Annotated in this window: 20 protein-coding genes and 3 tRNA genes; 13 read left to right on the top strand and 10 right to left on the bottom strand. The window is 74.5% G+C overall.

All coding sequences use genetic code 11. The features are described from left to right. Positions 1–78 precede the first annotated feature (78 nt). Positions 79–1,662, top strand: a complete 1,584-nt coding sequence (cimA, locus tag GA0070564_RS00980) for a citramalate synthase (RefSeq protein ID WP_091601222.1) — start codon at positions 79–81, stop codon at positions 1,660–1,662. 53 nt (positions 1,663–1,715) lie between these two features. Here the strand turns inward: cimA and GA0070564_RS00975 are convergent, their stop codons facing one another. Continuing rightward, on the bottom strand, positions 1,716–2,699 hold the full coding sequence (locus GA0070564_RS00975) for an endonuclease/exonuclease/phosphatase family protein (protein ID WP_425412414.1): 984 nt from the start codon (positions 2,697–2,699) through the stop codon (positions 1,716–1,718). A 359-nt stretch (positions 2,700–3,058) separates the two neighbouring features. On the opposite strand from GA0070564_RS00975, the gene GA0070564_RS00970 reads away from it, so the two are divergent. From GA0070564_RS00970 to arfB, 7 genes are all read left to right on the top strand, one after another. Continuing rightward, positions 3,059–3,586, top strand: coding sequence for a hypothetical protein (locus tag GA0070564_RS00970; RefSeq protein WP_091601220.1), 528 nt, complete (start codon positions 3,059–3,061; stop codon positions 3,584–3,586). Positions 3,587–3,813: 227 nt separating this feature from the next. Then, positions 3,814–4,860 carry an AAA family ATPase gene (locus tag GA0070564_RS00965; protein ID WP_091601218.1) on the top strand — a complete coding sequence of 349 codons (1,047 nt, stop codon included), beginning with the start codon at positions 3,814–3,816 and terminating at the stop codon, positions 4,858–4,860. Continuing rightward, positions 4,857–5,903 (top strand): DUF58 domain-containing protein, encoded by a 1,047-nt coding sequence (locus GA0070564_RS00960; protein WP_091601216.1) that lies wholly within the window; start codon positions 4,857–4,859, stop codon positions 5,901–5,903. Before GA0070564_RS00965 ends, GA0070564_RS00960 begins: the two co-directional genes overlap by 4 nt. Next, entirely contained in the window at positions 5,900–6,859 is a 960-nt protein-coding gene (locus tag GA0070564_RS00955) for a VWA domain-containing protein (protein WP_091601214.1), read from the top strand. Before GA0070564_RS00960 ends, GA0070564_RS00955 begins: the two co-directional genes overlap by 4 nt. Positions 6,860–6,900: 41 nt before the next feature. Beyond that, complete coding sequence (locus GA0070564_RS00950) at positions 6,901–7,773, top strand: S1C family serine protease (RefSeq protein ID WP_091601212.1); 873 nt, start codon at positions 6,901–6,903, stop codon at positions 7,771–7,773. Positions 7,774–7,871: 98 nt separating this feature from the next. Continuing rightward, a complete protein-coding gene (locus GA0070564_RS00945; protein WP_091601210.1) occupies positions 7,872–8,168 on the top strand; it encodes a hypothetical protein in 297 nt (98 codons plus the stop codon). Between the two features lie 9 nt (positions 8,169–8,177). Beyond that, entirely contained in the window at positions 8,178–8,603 is a 426-nt protein-coding gene (gene arfB / locus GA0070564_RS00940) for an alternative ribosome rescue aminoacyl-tRNA hydrolase ArfB (RefSeq protein WP_091601208.1), read from the top strand. 6 nt (positions 8,604–8,609) lie between these two features. Here arfB and GA0070564_RS00935 read toward each other — a convergent pair whose 3' ends face one another. The 3 genes from GA0070564_RS00935 to GA0070564_RS00925 form a co-directional block, all read right to left on the bottom strand. Further along, entirely contained in the window at positions 8,610–9,314 is a 705-nt protein-coding gene (locus tag GA0070564_RS00935; RefSeq protein WP_141714680.1) for a class I SAM-dependent methyltransferase, read from the bottom strand. 85 nt (positions 9,315–9,399) lie between these two features. Next, entirely contained in the window at positions 9,400–10,272 is an 873-nt protein-coding gene (locus GA0070564_RS00930; RefSeq protein ID WP_091601204.1) for a 3-methyladenine DNA glycosylase, read from the bottom strand. Positions 10,273–10,305: 33 nt separating this feature from the next. Continuing rightward, on the bottom strand, positions 10,306–11,886 hold the full coding sequence (locus GA0070564_RS00925) for a hypothetical protein (protein ID WP_091601202.1): 1,581 nt from the start codon (positions 11,884–11,886) through the stop codon (positions 10,306–10,308). Positions 11,887–12,036: 150 nt separating this feature from the next. Between GA0070564_RS00925 and GA0070564_RS00920 the strand changes: the two genes are divergently transcribed. From GA0070564_RS00920 to GA0070564_RS00905, 4 genes are all read left to right on the top strand, one after another. Continuing rightward, positions 12,037–12,840 (top strand): fumarylacetoacetate hydrolase family protein, encoded by an 804-nt coding sequence (locus tag GA0070564_RS00920; RefSeq protein WP_091601200.1) that lies wholly within the window; start codon positions 12,037–12,039, stop codon positions 12,838–12,840. A 107-nt stretch (positions 12,841–12,947) separates the two neighbouring features. Then, positions 12,948–13,019: transfer RNA gene (locus GA0070564_RS00915), tRNA-Gln, on the top strand. 137 nt (positions 13,020–13,156) lie between these two features. Continuing rightward, positions 13,157–13,229 (top strand) — tRNA-Glu (locus GA0070564_RS00910). Positions 13,230–13,410: 181 nt separating this feature from the next. Next, positions 13,411–13,483 (top strand) — tRNA-Glu (locus tag GA0070564_RS00905). 206 nt (positions 13,484–13,689) lie between these two features. Here the strand turns inward: GA0070564_RS00905 and GA0070564_RS00900 are convergent. After that, a complete protein-coding gene (locus GA0070564_RS00900; protein ID WP_088970212.1) occupies positions 13,690–14,376 on the bottom strand; it encodes an IclR family transcriptional regulator in 687 nt (228 codons plus the stop codon). A 593-nt stretch (positions 14,377–14,969) separates the two neighbouring features. Here GA0070564_RS00900 and GA0070564_RS00895 point away from each other — a divergent pair. Continuing rightward, complete coding sequence (locus GA0070564_RS00895; protein WP_176730518.1) at positions 14,970–15,647, top strand: HU family DNA-binding protein; 678 nt, start codon at positions 14,970–14,972, stop codon at positions 15,645–15,647. A 71-nt stretch (positions 15,648–15,718) separates the two neighbouring features. Here the strand turns inward: GA0070564_RS00895 and GA0070564_RS00890 are convergent, their stop codons facing one another. Genes GA0070564_RS00890 through cofC form a run of 5 tightly spaced genes read right to left on the bottom strand, consistent with a single transcriptional unit; the run spans position 15,719 to position 21,370 of the window. Continuing rightward, on the bottom strand, positions 15,719–16,594 hold the full coding sequence (locus tag GA0070564_RS00890) for an NUDIX hydrolase (RefSeq protein ID WP_091601196.1): 876 nt from the start codon (positions 16,592–16,594) through the stop codon (positions 15,719–15,721). Then, positions 16,582–18,096, bottom strand: a complete 1,515-nt coding sequence (locus GA0070564_RS00885; RefSeq protein ID WP_091601194.1) for a CYTH and CHAD domain-containing protein — start codon at positions 18,094–18,096, stop codon at positions 16,582–16,584. The genes GA0070564_RS00890 and GA0070564_RS00885 overlap by 13 nt, the downstream gene beginning before the upstream one ends. Positions 18,097–18,115: 19 nt before the next feature. After that, positions 18,116–20,443, bottom strand: a complete 2,328-nt coding sequence (locus GA0070564_RS00880; RefSeq protein ID WP_091601192.1) for an RNA degradosome polyphosphate kinase — start codon at positions 20,441–20,443, stop codon at positions 18,116–18,118. Between the two features lie 50 nt (positions 20,444–20,493). Continuing rightward, positions 20,494–20,691: a cold-shock protein gene (locus tag GA0070564_RS00875; protein ID WP_091601191.1), complete on the bottom strand. Its 198-nt coding sequence runs from the start codon at positions 20,689–20,691 to the stop codon at positions 20,494–20,496. A gap of 40 nt (positions 20,692–20,731) precedes the next feature. Beyond that, entirely contained in the window at positions 20,732–21,370 is a 639-nt protein-coding gene (gene cofC / locus GA0070564_RS00870; RefSeq protein ID WP_091601189.1) for a 2-phospho-L-lactate guanylyltransferase, read from the bottom strand. Between the last annotated feature and the right edge of the window lie 28 nt (positions 21,371–21,398).

The raw sequence follows: 21,398 nt of genomic DNA, 5'->3' as shown, positions 1-21,398 counted from the left end.
TCCCGCATCCGCTGGAGGTCTTTTTGTTTGCTCCGCACCGCCCCCGACCGATCCGCACGCAAGACAGAAGGGACCCCCATGACCTTCCAGGTGTACGACACCACGCTGCGCGACGGCGCGCAGCGCGAAGGGCTCAGCTACTCCGTGGTCGACAAGCTGGCCGTCGCCCGGCTGCTCGACGAGTTCGGGGTGGGCTTCATCGAGGGGGGCTGGCCCGGGGCGGTACCCAAGGACACCGAGTTCTTCCGCCGGGCCCGCAAGGAGCTCGACCTGCGCCACGCGGTCTTCGCCGCGTTCGGGGCCACCCGCCGGGCCGGCGTCGCGGTGGACGCCGACCCGCAGGTGCGCGGCCTGCTCGACGCCGAGACCCCGGTGGTCACCCTGGTCGCCAAGGCCGACCTGCGGCACGTCGAACGGGCACTGCGGACCACCCCGGCCGAGAACCTGGCGATGATCCGCGACACGGTGGCCCACCTGGTCCGCCACGACCGGCGGATCTTCGTCGACGGCGAGCACTTCTTCGACGGCCACCGGCACGACCCCGCCTACGGCGCCGCCGTGGTGGAGACCGCCCTGGCCGCCGGCGCCGAACGGTTCGTGCTCTGCGACACCAACGGCGGCATGCTCCCCTCGCAGGTCACCGCCGTCATCACCGACCTCACCGCCCGGACCGGCGTCGCCCCGGAACTGCTCGGCATGCACGCCCAGAACGACACCGCCTGCGCCGTGGCCAACACCATCGCCGCCGTCGAGGCCGGGGTCCGGCACGTCCAGGGCACCGCCAACGGGTACGGCGAGCGCCCCGGCAACGCCGACATCTTCGCCGTGGTCGGCAACCTCCAGCTCAAGCTCGGGCTCCCCGTCCTACCGGCCGGTTGCCTGGAGCAGATGGTGCGGGTCTCGCACGCCATCGCCGAGATCGCCAACATCGTCCCCGACACCCACCAGGCGTACGCCGGGGCCGCCGCCTTCGCCCACAAGGCGGGGCTGCACGCGAGCGCGATCAAGGTCGACCCGCTGCTCTACAACCACGTCGACCCGTCGGTGGTGGGCAACGACATGCGGATCCTGGTCACCGAGATGGCCGGCCGGGCCAGCGTCGAGCTGAAGAGCCGCGAGCTGGGCCTCGACCTGGCCGGCCATCCGGAGGCGCTGTCGAAGGTGACCGGCCGGGTCAAGGAGCTGGAGGCGGACGGCTGGTCCTTCGAGGCCGCGGACGCCTCCTTCGAGCTGCTGGTCCGCTCCGAGCTGCCCGGCGGGGCGGCCCCCCGACCGTTCGCCCTGGAGTCGTACCGGGTGCAGGTGGAGCACCGGGAGGACGGCGCGGTGGTCTCCGAGGCCACCGTCAAGATCCGGGTACGCGGCGAGCGGGTGATCGCCACCGCGGAGGGGAACGGCCCGATCAACGCCCTCGACGAGGCGCTGCGGGTCGGATTGTCCCGGCACTACCCGGAGCTGCTCGGCTTCGAGCTGGCCGACTACAAGGTGCGGATCCTGGAGGGCAGCCACGGCACCGGGGCGGTGACCCGGGTGCTGGTGGAGACCGTCGACGGTGCCGGCAACGACTGGACCACCGTCGGGGTGCACCCGAACGTGGTCGAGGCCTCCTGGCACGCCCTGGTCGACGCCCTGACCTACGGCCTCGCCCGCACCCGGGTGTAAGGAAGGGCCCCCTCTTAACGCATTTCGTATAGCAGGGGCCCCTTCTTAACACCTCAGCCGGCGGGCAGGCGCAGTTCGGCGAGGACCGCCCGGTGGTCGCTGCCGGGCAGCGGGTGCACGTCGACCGCGCGTACCGCGATCCGGCGGTCGACCAGCACGTGGTCGATGGTGACCGGCGGGATCAGGTCGCCGTCGTACGGGCCCCAGGTGCCCGACAGCCCGGCGCCCACCGCGTCGGCGGCGTCGGCGTACCCGGTGTCGAGCAGGGCGCGCAGCGGCGCGTGGTCGAGCGTGGCGTTGAAGTCGCCGGCCAGGATCCGCAACGGTCCGTCCGGAGTGGCCGGCGGCTGCCCCGCCAGGTCGGTGCGCCAGTCGTCGACCACCGCCACCGACCAGGGCGCCGCCGGGTGGGCCGACTCGACCCGGACCGGTGGCGCCCCGGGCGCGGCGACGGTGGCCGACGCCTGGGTGAAGTTGAAGCCCCGGTTGCGGCGTACCTGGGGATCGCTGAGCGGGAACCGGCTGTAGAGCCCCGACCCGGTGGTGCCCACCTCCGGGTTGAGCTGCCGGTGGGGGAGCAGCGCGCCGAGACCGGCCCGGTCCAGGCCGGCCTCGGCGCCCGGGGTGAACTCCTGCACCACCAGCACGTCGACCCGGTGGCTGCGGACCAGCTCGACCAGCTCGCCCGGATCGGCGTCGCCGTGCAGCAGGTTGGCGGTGAGCAGCCGTACCGGCGGCCCGCCCGCGTCGGGCTGCCGGGCGGGCAGCGCGCGAGGGGCGACCACGCCGACCAGTGCCACCGCCGTGAGGCCCGCGACCAACGCCGGCCACCGGCGCCGCAGGGCGAGCGCCGCCACCAGCGCGAGCAGGCTCCAGCCCGCCAGGTACGGGGTGAAGGCGACCGCCTGCACGAGTGGCCCCCGCTCCAGGCCGGGAAGCCGGACCACGGTCCAGCCGAGGCCCGGCGCGACGAGGGCCCAGCAGAGTGCCGTGCCGCCCCGGCGCCGGCCCACCTCCGCCGGCCGGGTGTCGGTGATCATGCGCCCACGGTAGTCCACGCCCACCGCCCGCCGCTGCCCGTGCGGCATTTCGTGAATGCCGACGGCCTCACGTTTCGTAATTATTGACGGGACTGTTGATAATGCGTCGGACGGTGTTTCGCCATTGACTGTGCGGTTTTGTCGGTGCTACGTTTCGACCTGGTTGAAGAGTCGCAGATCAGCGCAGTAATGCCTGCTCAGAGCGGGTGTACTGGCCGCACGGTCGCCATCGGAAATGTGTGGGAAATGGGCGGTCGTAAGCGCGGATCCTGATGCCGGCCTGCCGGCATCCGTCATTTCCGACCCGCCTACCGCGGGTCGGCCGCATCGCCTCGGTCGCTCAAGGGAGACCTGTCATGACCACATTTTCCCGACGCAAGGTGACGGCACTGGCCGTCGGCGTCCTCGCGCTCACCCTGGCCGGCGGGGGGATCGCCGTCGCCCAGCCCGGCACCAGGGCTCCGCAGGGGTCCGTCCAGCCGGCCGTGCGTCAGCCCGGCAACAGCGGCCAGCCCGCGGTGAGCGCGGCGGACGCCCGCGCCGCCAAGGCCGCCATGTCCCAGCGGATCGGCATCACCTCGACCGGCCCCGGCACCGTGGCGTGGGCCGTGGTCAGCGACGCCGGGGTGCTGCTGCGCGGATCGCCCGACGTGGTCAGCGCCAAGCGCTACGGCACCGGCCAGTACCAGGTGCTCTTCAACTACAACGTCAGCGGCAAGAGCTACGGGGCGACCGTCGGCACAACGGACGCGCTGAACGTGCCCCCGGGCGGCGAGGCCTCGGTCGCCCCGCGGCGCGGGACCCCGAACGGCGTCTTCGTGCAGACCCGGACCTCGACCGGTGGGGTGGGGAACCGGCCCTTCCACCTCGTCGTCCACAACTGACCCGACGCCACGAGCGCCGGTCCCGGGCACCTTCCCGGGGCCGGCGCTTCGCGTTGCGGCCCGGGCCGCTCGGCAGGGACGGGCCGACGCGCGGCCCGTCGACCGGATCCGACGGGTCTTCACCGGTTCCATGCCGGACGGGCAGGGTGTCCTGATATCGCCGCCGCCGCGTGATCAGGCATGGATAATCCGACGTTTGCTGCCCGCCCGCCCGGGAAGCAAGCACCGTGACGGACATCTCGGACACCCTGGCCGGCCTGCCCAGCCCGGCCACGGCCGACCCGGCCGGTGCGGACCTGGAACAGACCCTCCTCGAGGTCAAACGCGTGATCGTGGGGCAGGACCGGCTCGTCGAGCGCCTGCTCACCGCCCTCGTCGCCGGCGGGCACTGCCTGCTGGAGGGGGTGCCCGGCGTGGCCAAGACGCTGGCCGCGCAGACCCTCGCCACCGTGGTCGGTGGCACGTTCTCCCGGATCCAGTTCACCCCGGACCTGGTTCCCTCGGACATCGTGGGCACCCGCATCTACCGGGCGTCCCAGGAGAGCTTCGACATCGAGCTCGGGCCGATCATGGCGAACCTGGTGCTGGCCGACGAGATCAACCGTGCGCCGGCGAAGGTGCAGTCCGCGCTGCTGGAGGCGATGGCCGAGCGGCAGGTCTCCATCGGCGGCCGGAGCTGGCCGGTACCCGATCCGTTCCTGGTGCTCGCCACCCAGAACCCGATCGAGTCCGAGGGGGTCTACCAGCTCCCGGAGGCGCAGCGCGACCGGTTCCTCATGAAGATCATCGTTGACTACCCGAGCGACGCGGACGAGCTGACGATCCTCTACCGGATGAGCAGCGACCGGCCCACCGCGCGGGTGGTCCTCGACCCGCACCGGCTGCGGGACCTGCAACGCCGGGCCGAGGGCGTCTTCGTCCACCACGCGATCGCCGAGTACGTCGTCCGGCTCATCCTGGCCACCCGCGACCCCGGCCGGTTCGGCGTCTCCGACGTGGCGGCCCAACTGGCGTACGGGGCCAGCCCCCGGGCCACCCTCGGCCTGGTCGCGGCGGCCCGGGCCCAGGCCCTGCTGCGCGGCCGGGAGTACGTTACCCCGGAGGACGTCCGGGAACTCGCCGTCGACGTGCTGGCCCACCGGCTGGTGCTCACCTTCGACGCGGTCGCCGACGGGGTGGCCGCCGAGTCCGTGGTCCGCCGGCTGGTCGAGGCGGTGCCACCGCCCCGGGTCGCCGCGCGGCCCGAGTACCCGGCCGACCTGGCGGCGGCATGAGGCGTCGACCGGCGCCCGCCCCACCGGCCGGACCCGGCCTGGGTGCGCTCACCCCGGACCAGCGGCTGCGCCGGCTGGAACTGACCGTCACCCGCCGCCTGGACGGGCTCCTGCACGGCCAGCACCGGGGCCTGCTCCCCGGCCCGGGCAGCGAGGCCGCGGGCAGCCGGGAGTACCGGCCGGGGGAGGACGAGGTCCGCCGGATGGACTGGGCGGTCACCGCCCGCACCGCCGTCCCGCACGTACGCGAGGTCGACGCCGACCGGGAACTCACCACCTGGCTGCTGGTGGACGCCAGCCCCAGCATGGAGTTCGGCACCGCCGAGCTGGACAAGCGGGAGCTGGCGGTGGCGGCCGTCGCCGCGGTCGGCTTCCTCACCGCCGGCACCGGCAACCGGCTCGGCGCCCAGGTGCTCGGTCCGACCGGGCTGCGCCGGTTCCCGGCCCGCGGCGGGCGTACCCACCTGCTCGGGCTGTTGCGCGCCCTGCTCGACGCGCCCCGCGCCGGCGAACGGCCGGGAGCCGACGGCCCGCCGGGAGCCGGTGGCCGGCCGACGGTCCCGGTCGGTTCGGCCCCGCCCGCGCTGGCCGAGGCGCTCGCCGCGGTTCAGCGGGTGGCGCACCGGCGTGGCCTGGTCGTCCTGGTCTCCGACTTCCTCGACGACCTGCCCGACGATCCGGCCGCCGCGGCGGCCTGGGAACCGGCGCTGCGCCGGCTCGCCGCCCGCCACCAGGTGCTCGCCGTCGAGGTGACCGATCCGCGGGAGTGGGAGCTGCCGGACGTCGGCCTGATCACCCTCACCGACCCGGAGACCGGCCGGCGGCGTGAGGTCTGGACCGGTGATCCGGGGCTGCGCCAGCGGTTCGCCGACGCCGCGGCGGCCCAACGCGACCAGGTACGCCAGCTGCTGCGCCGGTGCGGGGCGGCCCACCTGGCGCTGCGTACCGACCGGGACTGGGCGGCCGACATCGTCCGGCACGTGTACGCCCAGCGCCGGCTCGCCGCCGCGCCGGTCGGGGCGGTCCGGGGAGGTGCGGCGTGACCTGGCAGTCACCCGTACGCCTGTGGTTGCTGCTCGGCGTGGCGGCCCTCGCCGTCGGCTACCTGGTCGCCCAGCGCCGACGCAGCCGGTACGCGGTCCGCTTCACCAACCTGCGGCTGCTGGACCGGGTCGCGCCGCACCGCCCCGGCTGGCGGCGGCACCTGCCGGCCGGCCTCTTCCTGGCCATGCTCGCCCTGCTGGTGGTCGGGTTCGCCCGGCCCAACGCCGAGGTGCGGGTGCCCCGGGAGCGGGCCACCGTGATGGTGGCGGTGGACGTCTCCACCTCGATGCTCGCCAGCGACGTCGAGCCCGACCGGCTCGGCGCGGCCCGGGACGCGGCCCGGCGATTCGTCGACGGGCTGCCGGACGAGTTCAACGTGGGGCTGGTGGCGTTCGCCGGCAGCGCCGCCGTGGTGGTGCCGCCGAGCACCGACCGGGAGGCCCTGCACGAGGGCATCGACCGGCTGGCCGAGGGGATGACCGGGGTGCAGGGCACCGCGATCGGGGAGGCGATCAGCACCTCGCTGGGCGCGGTGAAGAGCATCGACGGCAAGGCCGCCAAGCATCCGCCACCGGCCCGGATCATCCTGCTCTCCGACGGCGCCAACACCTCGGGGGCGGACCCGATGGAGGCGGCGGCGTCGGCGGTGGCGGCCAAGGTGCCGGTGCACGCGATCTCGTTCGGCACGCCGACCGGGTTCGTGGACCGGGGCGGCCGGGCGATCCAGGTGCCGGTCGACGGGCAGACCCTCAAGGCGGTCGCCGAGCAGACCGGCGGCGGCTTCCACGAGGCCACCACCCGGCAGGAGCTGCGGGCCGTCTACGACGACATCGGCAGCTCGGTCGGCTACCGCACCGAGCGGCAGGACATCTCCGCCCGGTTCATCGGGCTCGGGCTGGTCTTCGCCATGGGCGCCGCCGCCGGGTCGATGCGCTGGTTCTCCCGGCTGCCCTGAGCCGGCGCCGCGACCCGTACCGAACATGTGAGGAGCGATGCATGGCCGTGCAGACCGGACTGGGCGAGCCCCGCGGCCCCTGGTTCATCTCCCCGGACCTCGGCCCGGACGGGCGGATCGTCCCGGGCGGGCCGGGGTCGGGGCCGGCGGACGGGCCGGGCCGCCGGTGGCGCCGGCCGGGACGGCTGCTGACCGCGCTGGCGGTGGTGGCGCTCTCCACCGTCTCGGGCGCCGCGGCCGGTGGCTGGGTGGCCGGGCGGGACGGTCCGACCGGTCCGGCCGCCGCCTCCGCCGCGCCGGTGCCGGCGGAGCTGGTCACCGCCGCGCAGAAGACCGTGCCCGGGGTGGTGTCGGTGATGGTGGGTGGGGCGGGTGGCGCCTCGGCGACCGGTTCCGGCTTCGCCATCGACGACGAGCAGCACATCGTCACCAACGACCACATCCTGGCGAAGGGGGGCGGGGGCGCGGTGACGGTGGAGATGCCCGACGGGCGCCGGTTCACCGCCCAGGTGGTGGGCCGGGAGCCGGCCAGTGACCTGGCCGTGCTCAAGGTGCCCGCCTCCGCCGGGCTGTCCCCGTTGCCGCTGGCCAAGCCCAACACCACCAGGGTCGGTGAGCCGGTGCTCGCGGTCGGCTCGCCGCTCGGGTTGGCCGGAACCGTCACCGCCGGCATCGTCAGCGCGTTGAACCGTCAGGTACGACTCGGTGCCGGGCGGCACAGCGCGGTGCAGACCGACGCCTCGATCAATCCCGGCAACTCGGGTGGGCCGCTGGTCAACGCCCGCGGTGAGGTGGTCGGGGTGAACACCGCGATCGCCACGATCGACGGCAGCGGCTCGATCGGAATCGGCTTCGCCATCCCGATCGACCAGGTCCGGCAGACCGCCGACATCATCATCGGCAAGGGCGGCTGACCCGACCGGCGAACAGTTCTTAACGGGAAAAGTGTCAGATATCGGCAGTGAGTCCATCGGGGCATGGAAATATCACGCTGGGTATGGATACTGCGTGGGTGGAGCAGCTTCTTCTGGGGGTCCTGCTGCTGGTGGGACTGGTCATCGGATCCGTGCTGGGCGCGGCGTACGCCCGGGCGCGGCGCGGTTGGGCCGACTATCGGACGGCCAGGAGCACGGTGCCCGGCGCCCGCCGGACCGCCTGGCTGCTGATCCGGGCGGTCACCACCAAGGTCGGGGTGATCCTGCTGCTGCTGGTGGGGGCGGTCGCCTACGCCGCCACCGCGCCCGACCACGACCGGGCGGGCCCCGGCCCCTCACCCACGCCGATCACGTCCGGCCGGGCCGGGCGATAGCCTGACCGGGTGGACGACGGACTGCGGGTGACCGACCGGTGGGTGGTGCCCGCCGTCGAGCTGCGGGAACGCTTCTCCCGTTCATCCGGCCCCGGTGGCCAGGGGGTGAACACCACCGACTCCCGGGTCGAGCTGAGCTTCGACCTGGCCGCCACGCCGGGCCTGCCCGAGCCGCTGCGCGCCCGCGCCCTGGAACGGCTCGCCGGTCGGCTGGTCGACGGGGTGGTCACGGTCACCGCCAGCGAACACCGGGCGCAGCTGGCCAACCGGGAGGCCGCCCGGGCGCGGTTGGCCGCCCTGCTCCGCGAGGCGGTCGCCCCACCACCGCCACCGCGACGGCCCACCCGGCCGTCCCGGGGCGCCAAGGAGCGCCGGCTCGCCGAGAAGAAGCGGCAGTCCCAGCGCAAGCGGGACCGCCGGGCGGACGGCGACTGAGGCCGGTCAGGCGCGGCCCCGGGGCAGCAGCCAGTGGTTGAAGTCCCGCCCGAAGACCGAGGTGCAGGTCAACCGGTCCACCCCGGGCTTGAAGCCCCAGAAGTCCAGCCGGCCCAGCCCGTGCGCGGCCAGTTCCTTCGCCGCCGGGTCGGTGGTCGCCAGGTCGGTGTCGTCCAACACGACCAGACCGTGCGGGGTGAGGTGGTGCGGCGCGACCCGGGCGCACACCGTGCGGGAGGCGCCGTCGATCAGGACGACGTCCCACGGGCCACCGTCGGCGATGGACCGCACGTACGGCGAGTCCTCCGACCCCTCCCACCAGCCGTCCGTGCACGGCACGTACCGCAGCTCACCGTTGGACGGCGGGGTGAGCTGGGCGTGCCAGGAGGCGTCGTGCTCGACCGAGACGATCTCCCGGAGCCGGCCGGGCCGGGCGAACCAGGCCGTCGACGATCCGGCGCCGTACTCGAACATCCGCACCGACGGGTCGAGCACCACGTCGAGCCAACGCACCGCCGAGTAGCTCAGCCAGGGCATCGGGGCGCCGGCGCCGTCCACCGGCGGCTTGCCGACCGAGCTCTGCCAGCCCTCCCGGCGCAGCGTGGCGAGCGCCTGCAACGAGGTACGCATCTCGTGGCGCGACCGGGGGATGCCCGGAGCGGTCCGGGCGAGCAGGCCCCGGGCCCGTGCGGTGAGCGGTCTTCTCGGCATGGCGTCGTCCCCCAGCTGGCGATGTCGTCGTACAGGGGGAGCAACGAGGCGCGTGACGCAAGGTGATGCCGTGGTGACGTAGGGGTCAGAGTTGGTCGATCGCCGCGAGCAGGCGGGCGCGCAGCCCGGCCGCCCGTTCGGCGAAACCGCGCTGGGCGGTCGCGTACTCGGTCCGGCCCTGCGCCGTCTCCACCCGCACCGGCGGATGGCCCAGCGCCGCCAGGTCGTACGGGCTGGCCCGCATGTCCAGCGTCCGGATCTCCCGGGCCAGCTCGAAGCAGTCGGCGACCAGCTCGCTCGGCACCAGCGGGGAGAGCTTGTACGACCACTTGTAGAGGTCCATGTTGGCGTGTAGACACCCCGGCTGCTCCAGCGCGTGCTGGGTCTCCCGGGTCGGGGTGAGCAGGTTCAGCGGCCGGGCCGGCGCGGTGAAGAACCGGTACGCGTCGAAGTGGCTGCATCGCACGCCGCGCTCCCGCACCACCTCCGCCGTCCGCTCCGGCGTCAGGCGCAGCGGCCAGGCGTTGTGCCGGACCTCCTCCTGGGTCTGCCGGTAGACCATCGCCCACTCGTGCATCCCGAAGCAGCCCAGGTGGGCGGGGCGGGACGCGGTCGCGGCGAGCAGGTCCCGGATCCAGCTCAGCGATTCGGCGCGCCGCGCGCGTACCCGATCGGTGTCGAGGGTGACCCCGGCGGCGTCGGCGCGGTAGTCCCGGCCGAACTCGGCCGGGTCGGCGTCGCGCAGCGTCACCCCCGCGCCCGGGTGCCAGCGGCGCAGCTGGGCTGGGCGGTGCGAGTAGTAGGTGAAGAGGAAGTCCTCGACCGGGTGCCGGCCGCCGGCGCGGCGGCGGGCCAGGTGCGGGGCGAGCCGGTCGTCCATCCGGCGCTCGTGCGCCGCCCGCCGGGCCCGCCAGTCGGCCGCGTCGAGCACGGTGGCGGGGGCGAGGGCGGCGGTCACCGAACCAGGGTACGACCGCCGCCGGCGCCCCCGTCAGGGCACGTCCACCCGGACCCCGGCGGAGAACACCCCGCTGCGCAGTTCGAGCTGTTTCGGCGCGTCCGTGCCGTTGACCGTGAAGACCAGCGGCAGCACCTTGCGGCTGCCCGCCGACACCGGTTCGGCGAAGACGTCCCGACCCTGGTTGGCGGCCCGGGTGGCGGCCTCGTCGGCACTGACCCAGGTGCCCCCCGGCAGGTAGGCCCGCTGGAGCTGGCCGTGCCAGGTCTGCTGCTCCGGCGTGAGGTTGCGCACCCCGACCGTCGCCTGGCACTCCCGGTCGCTGACCGCCGTCGCCGCGGCGGCGCAGGCCACCCGGTAGACGGTGAACTCGAACGCGGTCTCCCGCAACGGCGCCCCGACCGGGCCGCTGACCGTCCGTCCCACCCAGGCGCCGCTGGTCGGCTGCTTCTGGGTGTCGATGGCGGCGACGCGTTGGGTGGCGGTCCAGGCCGCCGCGCCGACCACTCCGGCGAGGACCGCCGCGGCCACCCCGACCGCCAGCCAGACCGGCGGCGTGCGCCGGCGTCTCGCCGGCCCGGGCGCCGCCGGCTGCGGATAGACGCTGCCCCGCACCGGTACACCCGAGTAGAGCGGCGTGCCGGGGCCACCGGCCGACGCCGGGGGTCGCCCCGGTCCGGCCGCGGTGGCCCGACCGCGGCGTCCGCGCTGCCACCACCAGAGCGCGCCGATCGTGATCACCAGCGCCGCGGTCAGGGCGGCGAGCAGCACCGGGGTACGCCGCCACACCGGCGCCGGGGTCACCTCCGCCGCCGCGACGGTGCCGCCCGACCAGGTCGCCGTGGCGCAGTCGTACGGCTGGCTGCCGTCCTCGCTCAGGGCGCAGGCCGGTGCGGTGACCGCCCGGCCGCGCGGCGGGGCGGAGAGCGCCGTGTGCAGCGTCGTGGTGCTGCGTGCGGGCAGGGTGAGCTGCCAGGTGATCTCACCGGGCGCGGCCCGCCCGGCGGCCCGGGTCGTCGTACCGCCGGCGGTGACCGTGGTGGCCCGGGTGCCGTCGGGCAGCTCCTGGCGCACCGTGGCCGGCACCGGCGTGCCGCTGGCGTTGCGCACCTCGATCCGGTAGCCCGGCGCGGGTGTCCCGGCCGAACTCATCGCCACGGTGACCGCGCCGGGCGCGATCGCCCGGACCAGCTGCCGGGACGGCGGAGTCGCGGTTCCGGAGCCGGCCGCCCGGGGAGTCGCCGGGCCGGCCGGCGCCGCGGTCCCGGCGGGACCGGTCGGCACCGTCGCGTCGGACGCCGCCGGCATCGGTGCCGCCGGCCCAGGCGCGTTGGGCGCCGCCCCACCGGGCCCGGGCGCGTTGGGTGCCGCTCCGCCCGGTGCCGGCGCGTTGGGCACCGGCCCGCCGGGCGCGGGTGCGGCCGGCGCCGCGGGAGCCGGCCCGCCGGGTCCCGGCGCGGCCGGCTCCGGGGCGGGTGGCTCCGGCGCGGGCACGGCGACCGCGACGGGCGCCGCGTGCGGCGCGGGATGGTGGACCGCCGGTACGGCGGCGAGGATGCCGAGGCAGTTGACCAGCACTGCGAGGGCCCTGTGGTGTCGTCTCGATGCAGGCATACGAACGAACCTCCGGAGCCGACGCTAGGGGCGTGGTCACGTCGAGCGGGTACGAAGTCACGATTCCCGCCCCCGCCGCCCAGGGGTGACGTAGGGTGCGCCGGCGCCGAGCCGCCCGCCCGCGCCGTCGCCGGGAGCTACATTGAGCTGGTGCGTATCGCTCGTTTTGCTCATGCCAAGGGAATGTCGTTCGGGGTCGTCGAGGGAGAGCCGGAGGCCGGCCCGCAGGGGCTGACCATCGCCGAGATCGAGGGTCACCCGTTCGGTTCCATCCAGTTCAGCGGCGCCCGGTGGGCGCTGTCGGACGTCCGGCTTCTCTCGCCGATCCTGCCCAGCAAGGTGGTGTGCGTCGGCCGCAACTACGCCGAGCACGCCGCCGAACACGGCAGCGAGGTGCCGAAGGAGCCGCTGCTGTTCTTGAAGCCGTCCACCTCGGTGATCGGTCCCCGGGACGCCATCCGGCTGCCGGTCTTCTCCAAGCAGGTCGAGCACGAGGCCGAGCTCGCCGTCGTGATCGGCGCCCCGGGCGCCCGACGCGCCGACCGGGCCGCCGCCGAGCGGGCCATCTTCGGCTACACCTGCGCCAACGACGTGACCGCGCGGGATCTCCAGCGCTCCGACGGGCAGTGGACCCGGGCCAAGGGCTTCGACTCGTTCTGCCCGATCGGCCCGTGGATCACCACCGGGCTGGACGTGCGGGACCTGGAGATCCGCTGCGAGGTGGGTCGCAACCCGGAGGAGATGGAGGTACGCCAGCTGGGTCGGACCAAGGACATGGTCTTCGACGTCCCGGCCCTGGTGTCGTACATCTCGCACGTGATGACGCTGCTCCCCGGGGACGTGGTGCTGACCGGCACTCCGGCGGGGGTTAGCCCGCTCGTCGACGGGGATACGGTCAGCGTCCGCATCGAGGGCATCGGGGAACTGAGCAACCCGGTGGTCCCGGTCGCATGACACGCATCGGGCCCTGAACCCCCAGGTCAGGGACGGTTTCGGGGGCCCGATTTGGCCTCGGCGGTGCCGGGAGGGTAATGTTTCTTCCCGGCACCGCAAGGCGCCGATGGGGTATGGGGTAATTGGCAGCCCGACTGATTCTGGTTCAGTTAGTCTAGGTTCGAGTCCTGGTACCCCAGCGCTGCCGAGGGTCGCGAGATCCTCCGGCCGCTGGATTCTTCCGAGTTCAGCTCCGACCTCCGCGAGGGGCCGGAGTTGTTCTCTGATAGAGTGCAGCTTCCCTGCCCGCGAGGGTCGGGGGAGCAGTCGAAGTTCTGGCCCCGTCGTCTAGCGGCCCAGGACGCCGCCCTCTCAAGGCGGTAGCGCCGGTTCGAATCCGGTCGGGGCTACAGTGCGGAAGCCCGTCCCACCTCGGTGGGGCGGGCTTCTTCGTGTCTCGGCCCGGTCGTTCCTGGCCCGGCCCCCGTGGTCTGCGGGCCCGGTCCTGCCCACCCCGGCCGCAGGCGCGTCGTCGGATTCCGTTAGACTACTTCCGCACCGCTCGTCAGGGCGGTGATGCGAGAAAGTTCTGGCCCCGTCGTCTAGCGGCCCAGGACGCCGCCCTCTCAAGGCGGTAGCGCCGGTTCGAATCCGGTCGGGGCTACATCCACGACGAGCCCGTCCCACTTCGGTGGGGCGGGCTCGTCGTTTCTTTGCGCATCGGTCGGGCCCGGCCAGCGCGCCGGTCTGTGCGCCCGGCTCCTGGCGACCCGCTGTCGACCTGATGTCGTGAACGGATCACCGCGGCCGGCCGGCCGTGAGGCGGCCACGACAGCACCGGTTGTGGCCGCCGGCCTCCGGGATGCCCGGTCAGAGGCCGGAGAGGCGCTGGCCGGCGCGGACGATGGCCATCGCGTGACGCTCGCCCGGGCGGCGGCCCAGTCGTTCGATCGGGCCGGAGATGCTGATCGCGGCGATCACCCGGCCGGTGCGGTCGCGGATCGGGGCGGAGACGCTGGCCACGCCGGCCTCCCGTTCCGCGACGCTCTGCGCCCAGCCCCGGCGGCGTACCTCGGCGAGGGTGCGCCCGGTGAACTTGGAGCGGGGGAGCAGCGGCATGACCGCCTCGGGCGGCTCCCAGGCCAGCAGGATCTGCGCCCCGGACCCCGCCGTCATCGGCAGCACGGAGCCTACCGGGACGGTGTCCCGCAGGCCGCTGGCCCGTTCGGCGGCGGCCACGCAGATCCGCTCGTCGGCCCGGCGCAGGTAGAGCTGCGCGCTCTCGCCGGTGGCGTCCCGCAGGGCGGCCAGCAGCGGTTCGGCCGCCGTCAGCAGTACGTCCGGCGCGGCGTTGGCGAGCTCGCCCAGGCGCGGGCCCGGACGCCAGCGGCCCTGGGTGTCCCGGACGAGCATGCGGTGGATCTCCAGTGCCTGGGCCAACCGGTGCGCGGTGGCCCGCGGCAGCTTGGTGCGCTCGACGAGTTCGGCCAGGCTGGCGCCGTCGACGCAGGCGGCCAGGATGACCACCGCCTTGTCCAGTACGCCCACGCCACTCATGCTGTGTCCCACGAGCCGAAACATACCTCCCAGAATCTAGGATGTCCAGATCGTGGGAGCCGCGTCACGCCCCACTCGGCCGCCCTTCCGCCGGGCGACCGGTCGGTTCCCGCCCGCCCGGTCGGGTGCCGGATCGACGGACTCCACCCATCCATCATGGACCATCGAGCCCGCCCCGCGCTCCCCGGCGGAGCACTCGTCGCGGTCGCCCCCGTCGGGCAGCCCGGCGGCCGGTTCCCATTTGCGGGCGGCGATGGACCGTATTCGTCGACATGATTCCCGGTCCCCCGGGTGCGACCGGAACCATTTACCCGTACGGCTCCTGGGAACCGGTCGCCCGAGTCGGCCGGAAGACATTGGACCCGCCGTACGCGATGCCCCTGCCAGGCTCGCGCCACCCGCTCCGCCGTTCCACCGTCCCCCCGGACGCCTGACCGGGCCTCGGTTTTCACCCCCGCTCCACGGTCGGTGAGGGTGAATCCCTTGCGACACAAGGGCTTTTTTCCACCGAATGTTTGTGTCCCGGCAGCACAGGGCATACCGTGCGCGCAGAATGGCTCGCGTCGAGTCAGTTGCACAATCGGGAGGAAGTCGTGAACAAGGCCGAGCTCATCGAGGCGCTCGCCGTTCGCCTGGGGGACCGGAAAACGGCGACGGCCGCGCTCGACGCGGTCCTCGCTGAGGTCCAGGCGGCGGTCACCAAGGGCGAGAAGGTGGCGATCACCGGATTCGGAGCGTTCGAAAAGCGCGTCCGGGGCGCCCGAACAGCGCGCAACCCACGGACCGGCGAGGCGGTGAAGGTCAAGAAGACCTCCGTCCCGACCTTCCGCCCGGGTGCCGGATTCAAGGAGATGGTGGCCAGCGGCAAGGTGGCGAAGACCGCCGCGCCGGCCAAGAAGACCACCACCACGGCGGCGGCGAAGACCACCGGCGCCAAGGCCACCAGCGCCAAGGCGACCGGGGCCAAGGCGACCGGCGCGAAGGCCACCGGGGCCAAGGCGACGGGGGCGAAGGCGACCGGCGCGAAGGCGACGGCGGCCAAGAAGACCACCACCGCCAAGGCGACGGCGGCCAAGAAGACCACCACCGCCGCCACCAAGAAGACCACGGCGGCCAAGGCGACCAAGACCACGGCCACCAAGAAGGCCACGCCGGCGAAGAGCGCCGCGAAGTCCACCGCGGCGAAGAAGACCACCACCGCCAAGGCGACGGCGGCCAAGAAGGCCCCGGCGAAGAAGGCTGCGGCCAAGAAGGCAGCTGCCAAGCGCTGACCGCGCCTGGTCCGAGGGCGTCCACCGGAACGGTGGGCGCCCTCAGCCCTTCTCCCCTCGAACCCGTTGCGTCAGAGCCGGTCGGTGCCGATCAGCCGCGGCCCCGCGAAGGCCAGCAGCCACCCCCCGCCCTTCGGCGTGGTGAAGTCGTCCGCCCGCCCGGTCAGCAGCTCCAACGCGCCCGGGATCACCTTGCCCTGGCTGCACAACGCGACCGGCTCACCGGCGCCGCCCAGCTCGGTCAGGCGGGCCGCCGCGGCCAACCGGCGCTCGTCGGGCTGCTGACCGGGCTCCGGCTCGTCCAGGTCGCCCAGCACCTCGATCGGCAGGTCGAGCAGCTCCGCCGCCGGATCGAGGGTCTGCCGGCAGCGTCGGGGGGAGGCGGAGAGCAGGCGTACCGGGCGGACCAGGGCGACCAGCGGGGCCAGCCGGTGGGCCTGCGCCTGCCCGGTGGCGTCCAGCGGCCGGCCGGTGTCCGGCCCCGACCAGGTCGCCCGCCTGCCGGCCTGGGCGTGCCGCACCAGCATCAGGGCGCCGGTCACCGGGGCCAGCGCGGCGAACGTGGCCAGCACCTCCGCGTCGTGCGGATAGCTGACCAGGCGTACGGCGTCGTCGACCGGGAGCCAGCGGATGCCGTCCACCTCGGTGTCCGGCTGGAAACCGCCCTCGCCGGCGGCCCGCATCGACCAGTAGTCGACCGTCTTGGGTCGTCCCTCGCTGCGGTAGCCGACGGTGGGCAGGCGTACCTGCGGCACCGCCCGGACGCCGGTCTCCTCGGCGACCTCGCGGACGGCGGCCAGCAGCGGATGCTCACCCCGCTCCAGCTTCCCCTTCGGCAGCGACCAGTCGCCGTAGCGGGGGCGGTGCACCAGGCACACCTGCACGCCGTCGTCGGCCGGCCGCCAGACCACGCCGCCGGCGGCGTGGATGCCGGTCACGGCAGCCATCGGGTACGCCTGCCTCGGCCGGCCCGCCGCCAGGCCGCCGGGAACTCGGCGCGGGACCGGCGTACCGTCGCGCGTTCCCGTTCCAGCAGCCGGCCCGCGGCCACGGCCAGGTCGTGGTCGTCGGGGTGTTCGGCGGCCAGCGCCACCCAGGTCCGGCCGGCCACCGCCGCGTCCTGGTGCTCGCCGAGCAGGTCCTGCACCCGGGCCAGCGCCCTGCCGAGCCTGCGGGCGTCCGGGCCGGCCACCGGCGTCACCGCCTTGACGGCGTACCGGGCCTGCTTGGCGGCCTTGCGCACCGCGTGCCACTCGTCGTCCGGGCCGTCCGGGGTCAGCTCCGGGGCCTGCTCGGCCAACGTCCGCCACGGCTTGGCGACCAGCTTCGGCAACGCCCTGCGCGCCGGCCGGGCCGCCCGGGCGCGCAACCGGGGGGCCCGGGCGGCCAGCACCAGCGCGTCGACCAGCGCCAGGTAGCGCGGGGACCGAAGGGCCGTGTCCACCGCGGCCAGCGCCGCCTCCTGCCGGACGGTCAGCGCCGCGTCCAGGGCCTCCACCGCGTCCGGCGGAACCGGGCAGGTGGGGTCGGCCGAAGCGGTACGCCGCAGCCGCGCCCGCAGCACCTCGGCGTCCCGGGCCGCGCCGAGCACCTCGCCCAGCCACCTCAGCTCGGCGCGCAGCGCCCGGGCCTGCTCCGGTTCCAGCAGCCGCCGGAAGGTCCGCAGGTCGCTGCGGAGCCGCCGGCAGCCCACCCGCATCCGGTGCACGGCGGTGTCGTCGTCCCCGACCGGCGCGCGCAGCCGCACCAGCGGGTCGTGCGTCAACACCCGGGCCACGCCGTCGCGGATCGCCTCGACGGCCACCTCACCGGCGCTCGGCTTGGCGGGCAACCCGGCCGGCGCGACCGGATCGGCGGGCTCCTGGGCCCGTGGGCCGAGCGCCCGCACGTGCTTGGGCACGAACGCCCCGCCCCGCGCCCCGGCGCCCTCCAACGCCGCGCCCACCTCGTCGAGCAGCGACCGGTCACCGGCCTTGCGTTCCACCTCCAGCTCGCGGAAGGCGTCGGTGGTCCGCCCGGCGGCGTCGAGCACCGTCACCCGGTCGTCGACCAGCTCGGCCAGCACCGCGCCGTCGCGCCCGCACACCTCGTACGCGTGCCGCACGGTCCGCACCACCGCCACCGGAGCCAACCCGGCGCCCCGGGCGTACACGGTGACCAGGCCGGACAGCTCGGCCGGCGGCTCACCGGGCGGACCGGGTCGGGAGATCTCGTGCCGCACCCCCTGGGCGGCGGTCGGCAGCTTGACCGTCCACGGCAGCGGGTCGCCCTCCCGGTGCCGCAGCGAGACGCCGGCCCGGGCCAGCCGCAGGTCCGCGGTGTCGACGTAGGTGGCGACCAGGGTCACCACCGGCACCTCCCGCACCTCGCCGCCGGTGGGCGCCACGGTGGACAGGTCCGGCAGCACGAAGTCGTCGGTCACCGCGTACTTGCGTTCCTCCTCGACCATCACGTCACCCTATGGCCGCTCAGCCGGCCGTGCCGCCGACGCGGCGCAGCAGCGTCTCCTGGAGGTGCACCAGGGGCGTGTCGTCGGCGCCGGCACGCCGGGTCCAGCTGCCGTCGGCGGCCAGCTCGAACGCGTCCACCTCGGGGCTCATCGCGCAGGTCAGCACGTGGTCCAGTTCGGCCCGGGCGACCGGGTCGCTGACCTGCACCAGCGCCTCCACCCGGCGGTCCAGGTTGCGGTGCATCAGGTCCGCCGAGCCCATCCAGAACTCCGCCTCGCCGTTGTTGCCGAACCGGAAGATGCGCGAGTGTTCCAGGAAGCGGCCGAGGATGGACCGGACCCGGATGTTCTCCGACAGGCCCGGTACGCCGGGACGCAGCGTGCACATCCCGCGGATGATCAGGTCGACGTGCACGCCGGCCCGGGAGGCCCGGTAGAGCGCGTCGGTGATCTCCTCGTCGACCAGCGAGTTCACCTTGAACTGCACCAGCCCCGGCATGCCCAGGCGGACGTGCGCGATCTCCCGCTCGATCCGCTCGATCAGGCCGCTGCGGATGCCCTGCGGCGCCACCAGCAGCCGCCGGTACGCGGTCTGCCGGCTGTAGCCGGTGAGCACGTTGAACAGGTCGGTCAGGTCGGCGCCGATCTCCGGGTCGGCGGTGAGCATGCCGAAGTCCTCGTAGAGCCGGGCCGTCTTCGGGTGGTAGTTGCCGGTGCCGATGTGGCAGTAGCGGCGGATCTGGTTGCCCTCCTGGCGTACCACCAGGGAGGTCTTGCAGTGCGTCTTCAACCCGACCAGGCCGTAGACCACGTGGCAGCCGGCGCGTTCCAGGGTGCGCGCCCAGCCGATGTTGGCCACCTCGTCGAAGCGGGCCTTCAGCTCCACCAGCACCACCACCTGCTTGCCGGCGGCGGCCGCGTCGACCAGCGCGTCGACGATCGGGGAGTCCCCGCTGGTGCGGTAGAGGGTCTGCTTGATGGCCAGCACGTTCGGGTCGGCGGCGGCCTGCTCGACGAAGCGCTGCACGCTTGTCGCGAACGAGTGGTACGGGTGGTGCACCAGCACGTCCCCGTCGCGCAGGGTGGCGAAGACGCTGCGCGGCACCTCGCCCTCGGTGAGCCGGGGGTGGGTGGCCGGCACGAACGGCGGGTCCTTGAGGTCGGGGCGGTCGGCCTCGCCGTACACCTGCCACAGGGCGGAGAGGTCGAGCAGGCCACGCACCCGCAGCACGTCGTGGCTGTCCATGTCCAGCTCGCGGACGAGCAGCTCCAGCATGTGGTCGGAGATGGAGGCGGCGACCTCGAGGCGTACCGGCGGGCCGAAGCGGCGGCGGGCCAGTTCCCGTTCCAGGGCCTGGAGCAGGTCCTCGTCGCGGTCCTCGTCGACCTCCACCTCGGCGTTGCGGGTGACCCGGAACAGGTGGCACTCGACCACCTGCATGCCGGAGAAGAGCTGTCCCAGGTGTACCGAGATCAGGTCCTCCACCGGCAGGAACCGCACCCCGGCCTGCTCCCGGTCCACCCGGACGAACCGGGGAACGTTGTTGGGCACCTTCACCCGGGCGAACAGCTCCGAGCCACCGCCCGGGTCGCGGACCGCCACCGCCAGGTTCAGCGACCGCCCGGAGATGTACGGGAACGGGTGCGCCGGGTCCACGGCCAGCGGGGTGAGCACCGGGAAGATGTGTTCCCGGAAGTAGGTGCGCAGCCGTTCCCGCTCGGCGGCGTCCAGCTCGGCCCAGCGGACGATCCGGATGTCCTCGGCGGCGAGCTTGGGCAGCACGTCGTCGACGAAGCAGCTGGCGTGCCGGGTGACCAGGTCGGCGGCCTTCTCGGAGATCAGCTCCAGCTGGTTGCGCAGCGGCATCCGGTCGCCGCCGCGCACCGGCAGCCCGGCGGAGAGCCGGCGCTTCAGCCCGGCCACCCGGACCATGTAGAACTCGTCGAGGTTGCTGGCGAAGATGGCCAGGAACTTCGCCCGCTCCAGCAGTGGCGTGCGCGGGTCCTCGGCCAGCGCCAGCACCCGGGCGTTGAAGTCGAGCCAGGACAGCTCGCGGTTGAGGAACCGGTCGGCGGGCAGCGGGTCGGCGGCCGGTCGCGCCTCGGTCGGCACGGCCGGGTCGAGGACCTCTTCCAGGCCGGCCGAGTCGGCGGCCCCGTCCGGACCGGCCGGGCCGGCGACGCTCGCGGGCGGTGCGCCGGCCGGCTCGGCGGAGGCCGCCGGGTGCGGCGGGCGGCTGAACCGGCCGCCGGCGCCGCGGCGGCGGGCGCCGTTGCGGGACTGCGGGGGCTGCGGTCGGTCGGTGGCGGACGGCTGGCTGGCGGGTTCCTTGCGAGGGGTGCTCACCAGCCCATAATCACCCGATCCGGGTTAACGCAAAATGAACTTGGCCGGGATCATGCCATCGTCGGCAGGGTGACCCGGACCACCTCGCCCTGGGCGTCGACGTCCACCCGGACCCGCTGGCCGAGGCGGAGCAGCCGCAGGCCGGAGGCGTCGAAGGCCCGGGCGGGGAACGGCAGCTCGGTGCCGTCGTCGAGGAGGAGCAGGCCGCTGCGGGTCTGCGCGTCGTAGGTCGCCACGGTGCCCTGCATGCCAGCACCGTACACCGGTGGGCCGCGGCGGCCGGTGCGCTCAGCCGGCGGGGGCGGCGTCGAGCAGCGCGGCGGTGGCCGGGCCGAGCCCGAGCCGGGCGGCGGCGGCCAGGTCGGCGGCGGTGTCCACGTCGCGGCGCAGCGTCGGCCAGGCGCCGGCCAGCGGTAGCGCCCCGCCGGCCGCGTGCGCCGCCGCCGAGCCGACCCCGAAGCGCGGCTCCAGGGGTACGCCGGGCGGTGCGGCCAGCAGCACGGTGCCGGTGCCCGGGGCGTCGGCCACGAACCGGCGTACCCCGGTCGGCCCGTCCTGGGCGGCGGTGAGCGCCTGCGCCAGCTCGGCCGGGCGCAGCGCCGGCAGGTCGGCGGTCAGGCCGGCCACCCACCGCCCGCCGGCGGCGACGGACGCGCCGTGCCGGAAGGCGGCGTTCAACCCGCCGCCCGGCGGCTCGGGCGCCACCCGGGCCCCCAGCGCCGCCAGCTCCGCCGCGACCCGGTCGTCACCGGTGACCACCAGCACCTCGGCGACCGCGGGACAGGCCCGGACCGCGCGGACCGTGTCGGCCGCCAGGGCCAGCGCCAGGCCCTCGTGGGGTACGACCGGCAGCGCGCCCCGCAGCCGGCTCTTCGCCCCGTCGAGGCGCTTCACCGGCACCACCACGGTCCAGGTCGGCTGACGCACGGCATCACATCCTGCCAGCCGGCGGCGG

The organism is Micromonospora mirobrigensis (genome assembly GCF_900091555.1).
GTDB lineage: Bacteria > Actinomycetota > Actinomycetes > Mycobacteriales > Micromonosporaceae > Micromonospora > Micromonospora mirobrigensis.
The sequence above is the reverse complement of the archived record's forward strand: the minus strand, read 5'-3'. Positions and strand labels throughout refer to the sequence as shown.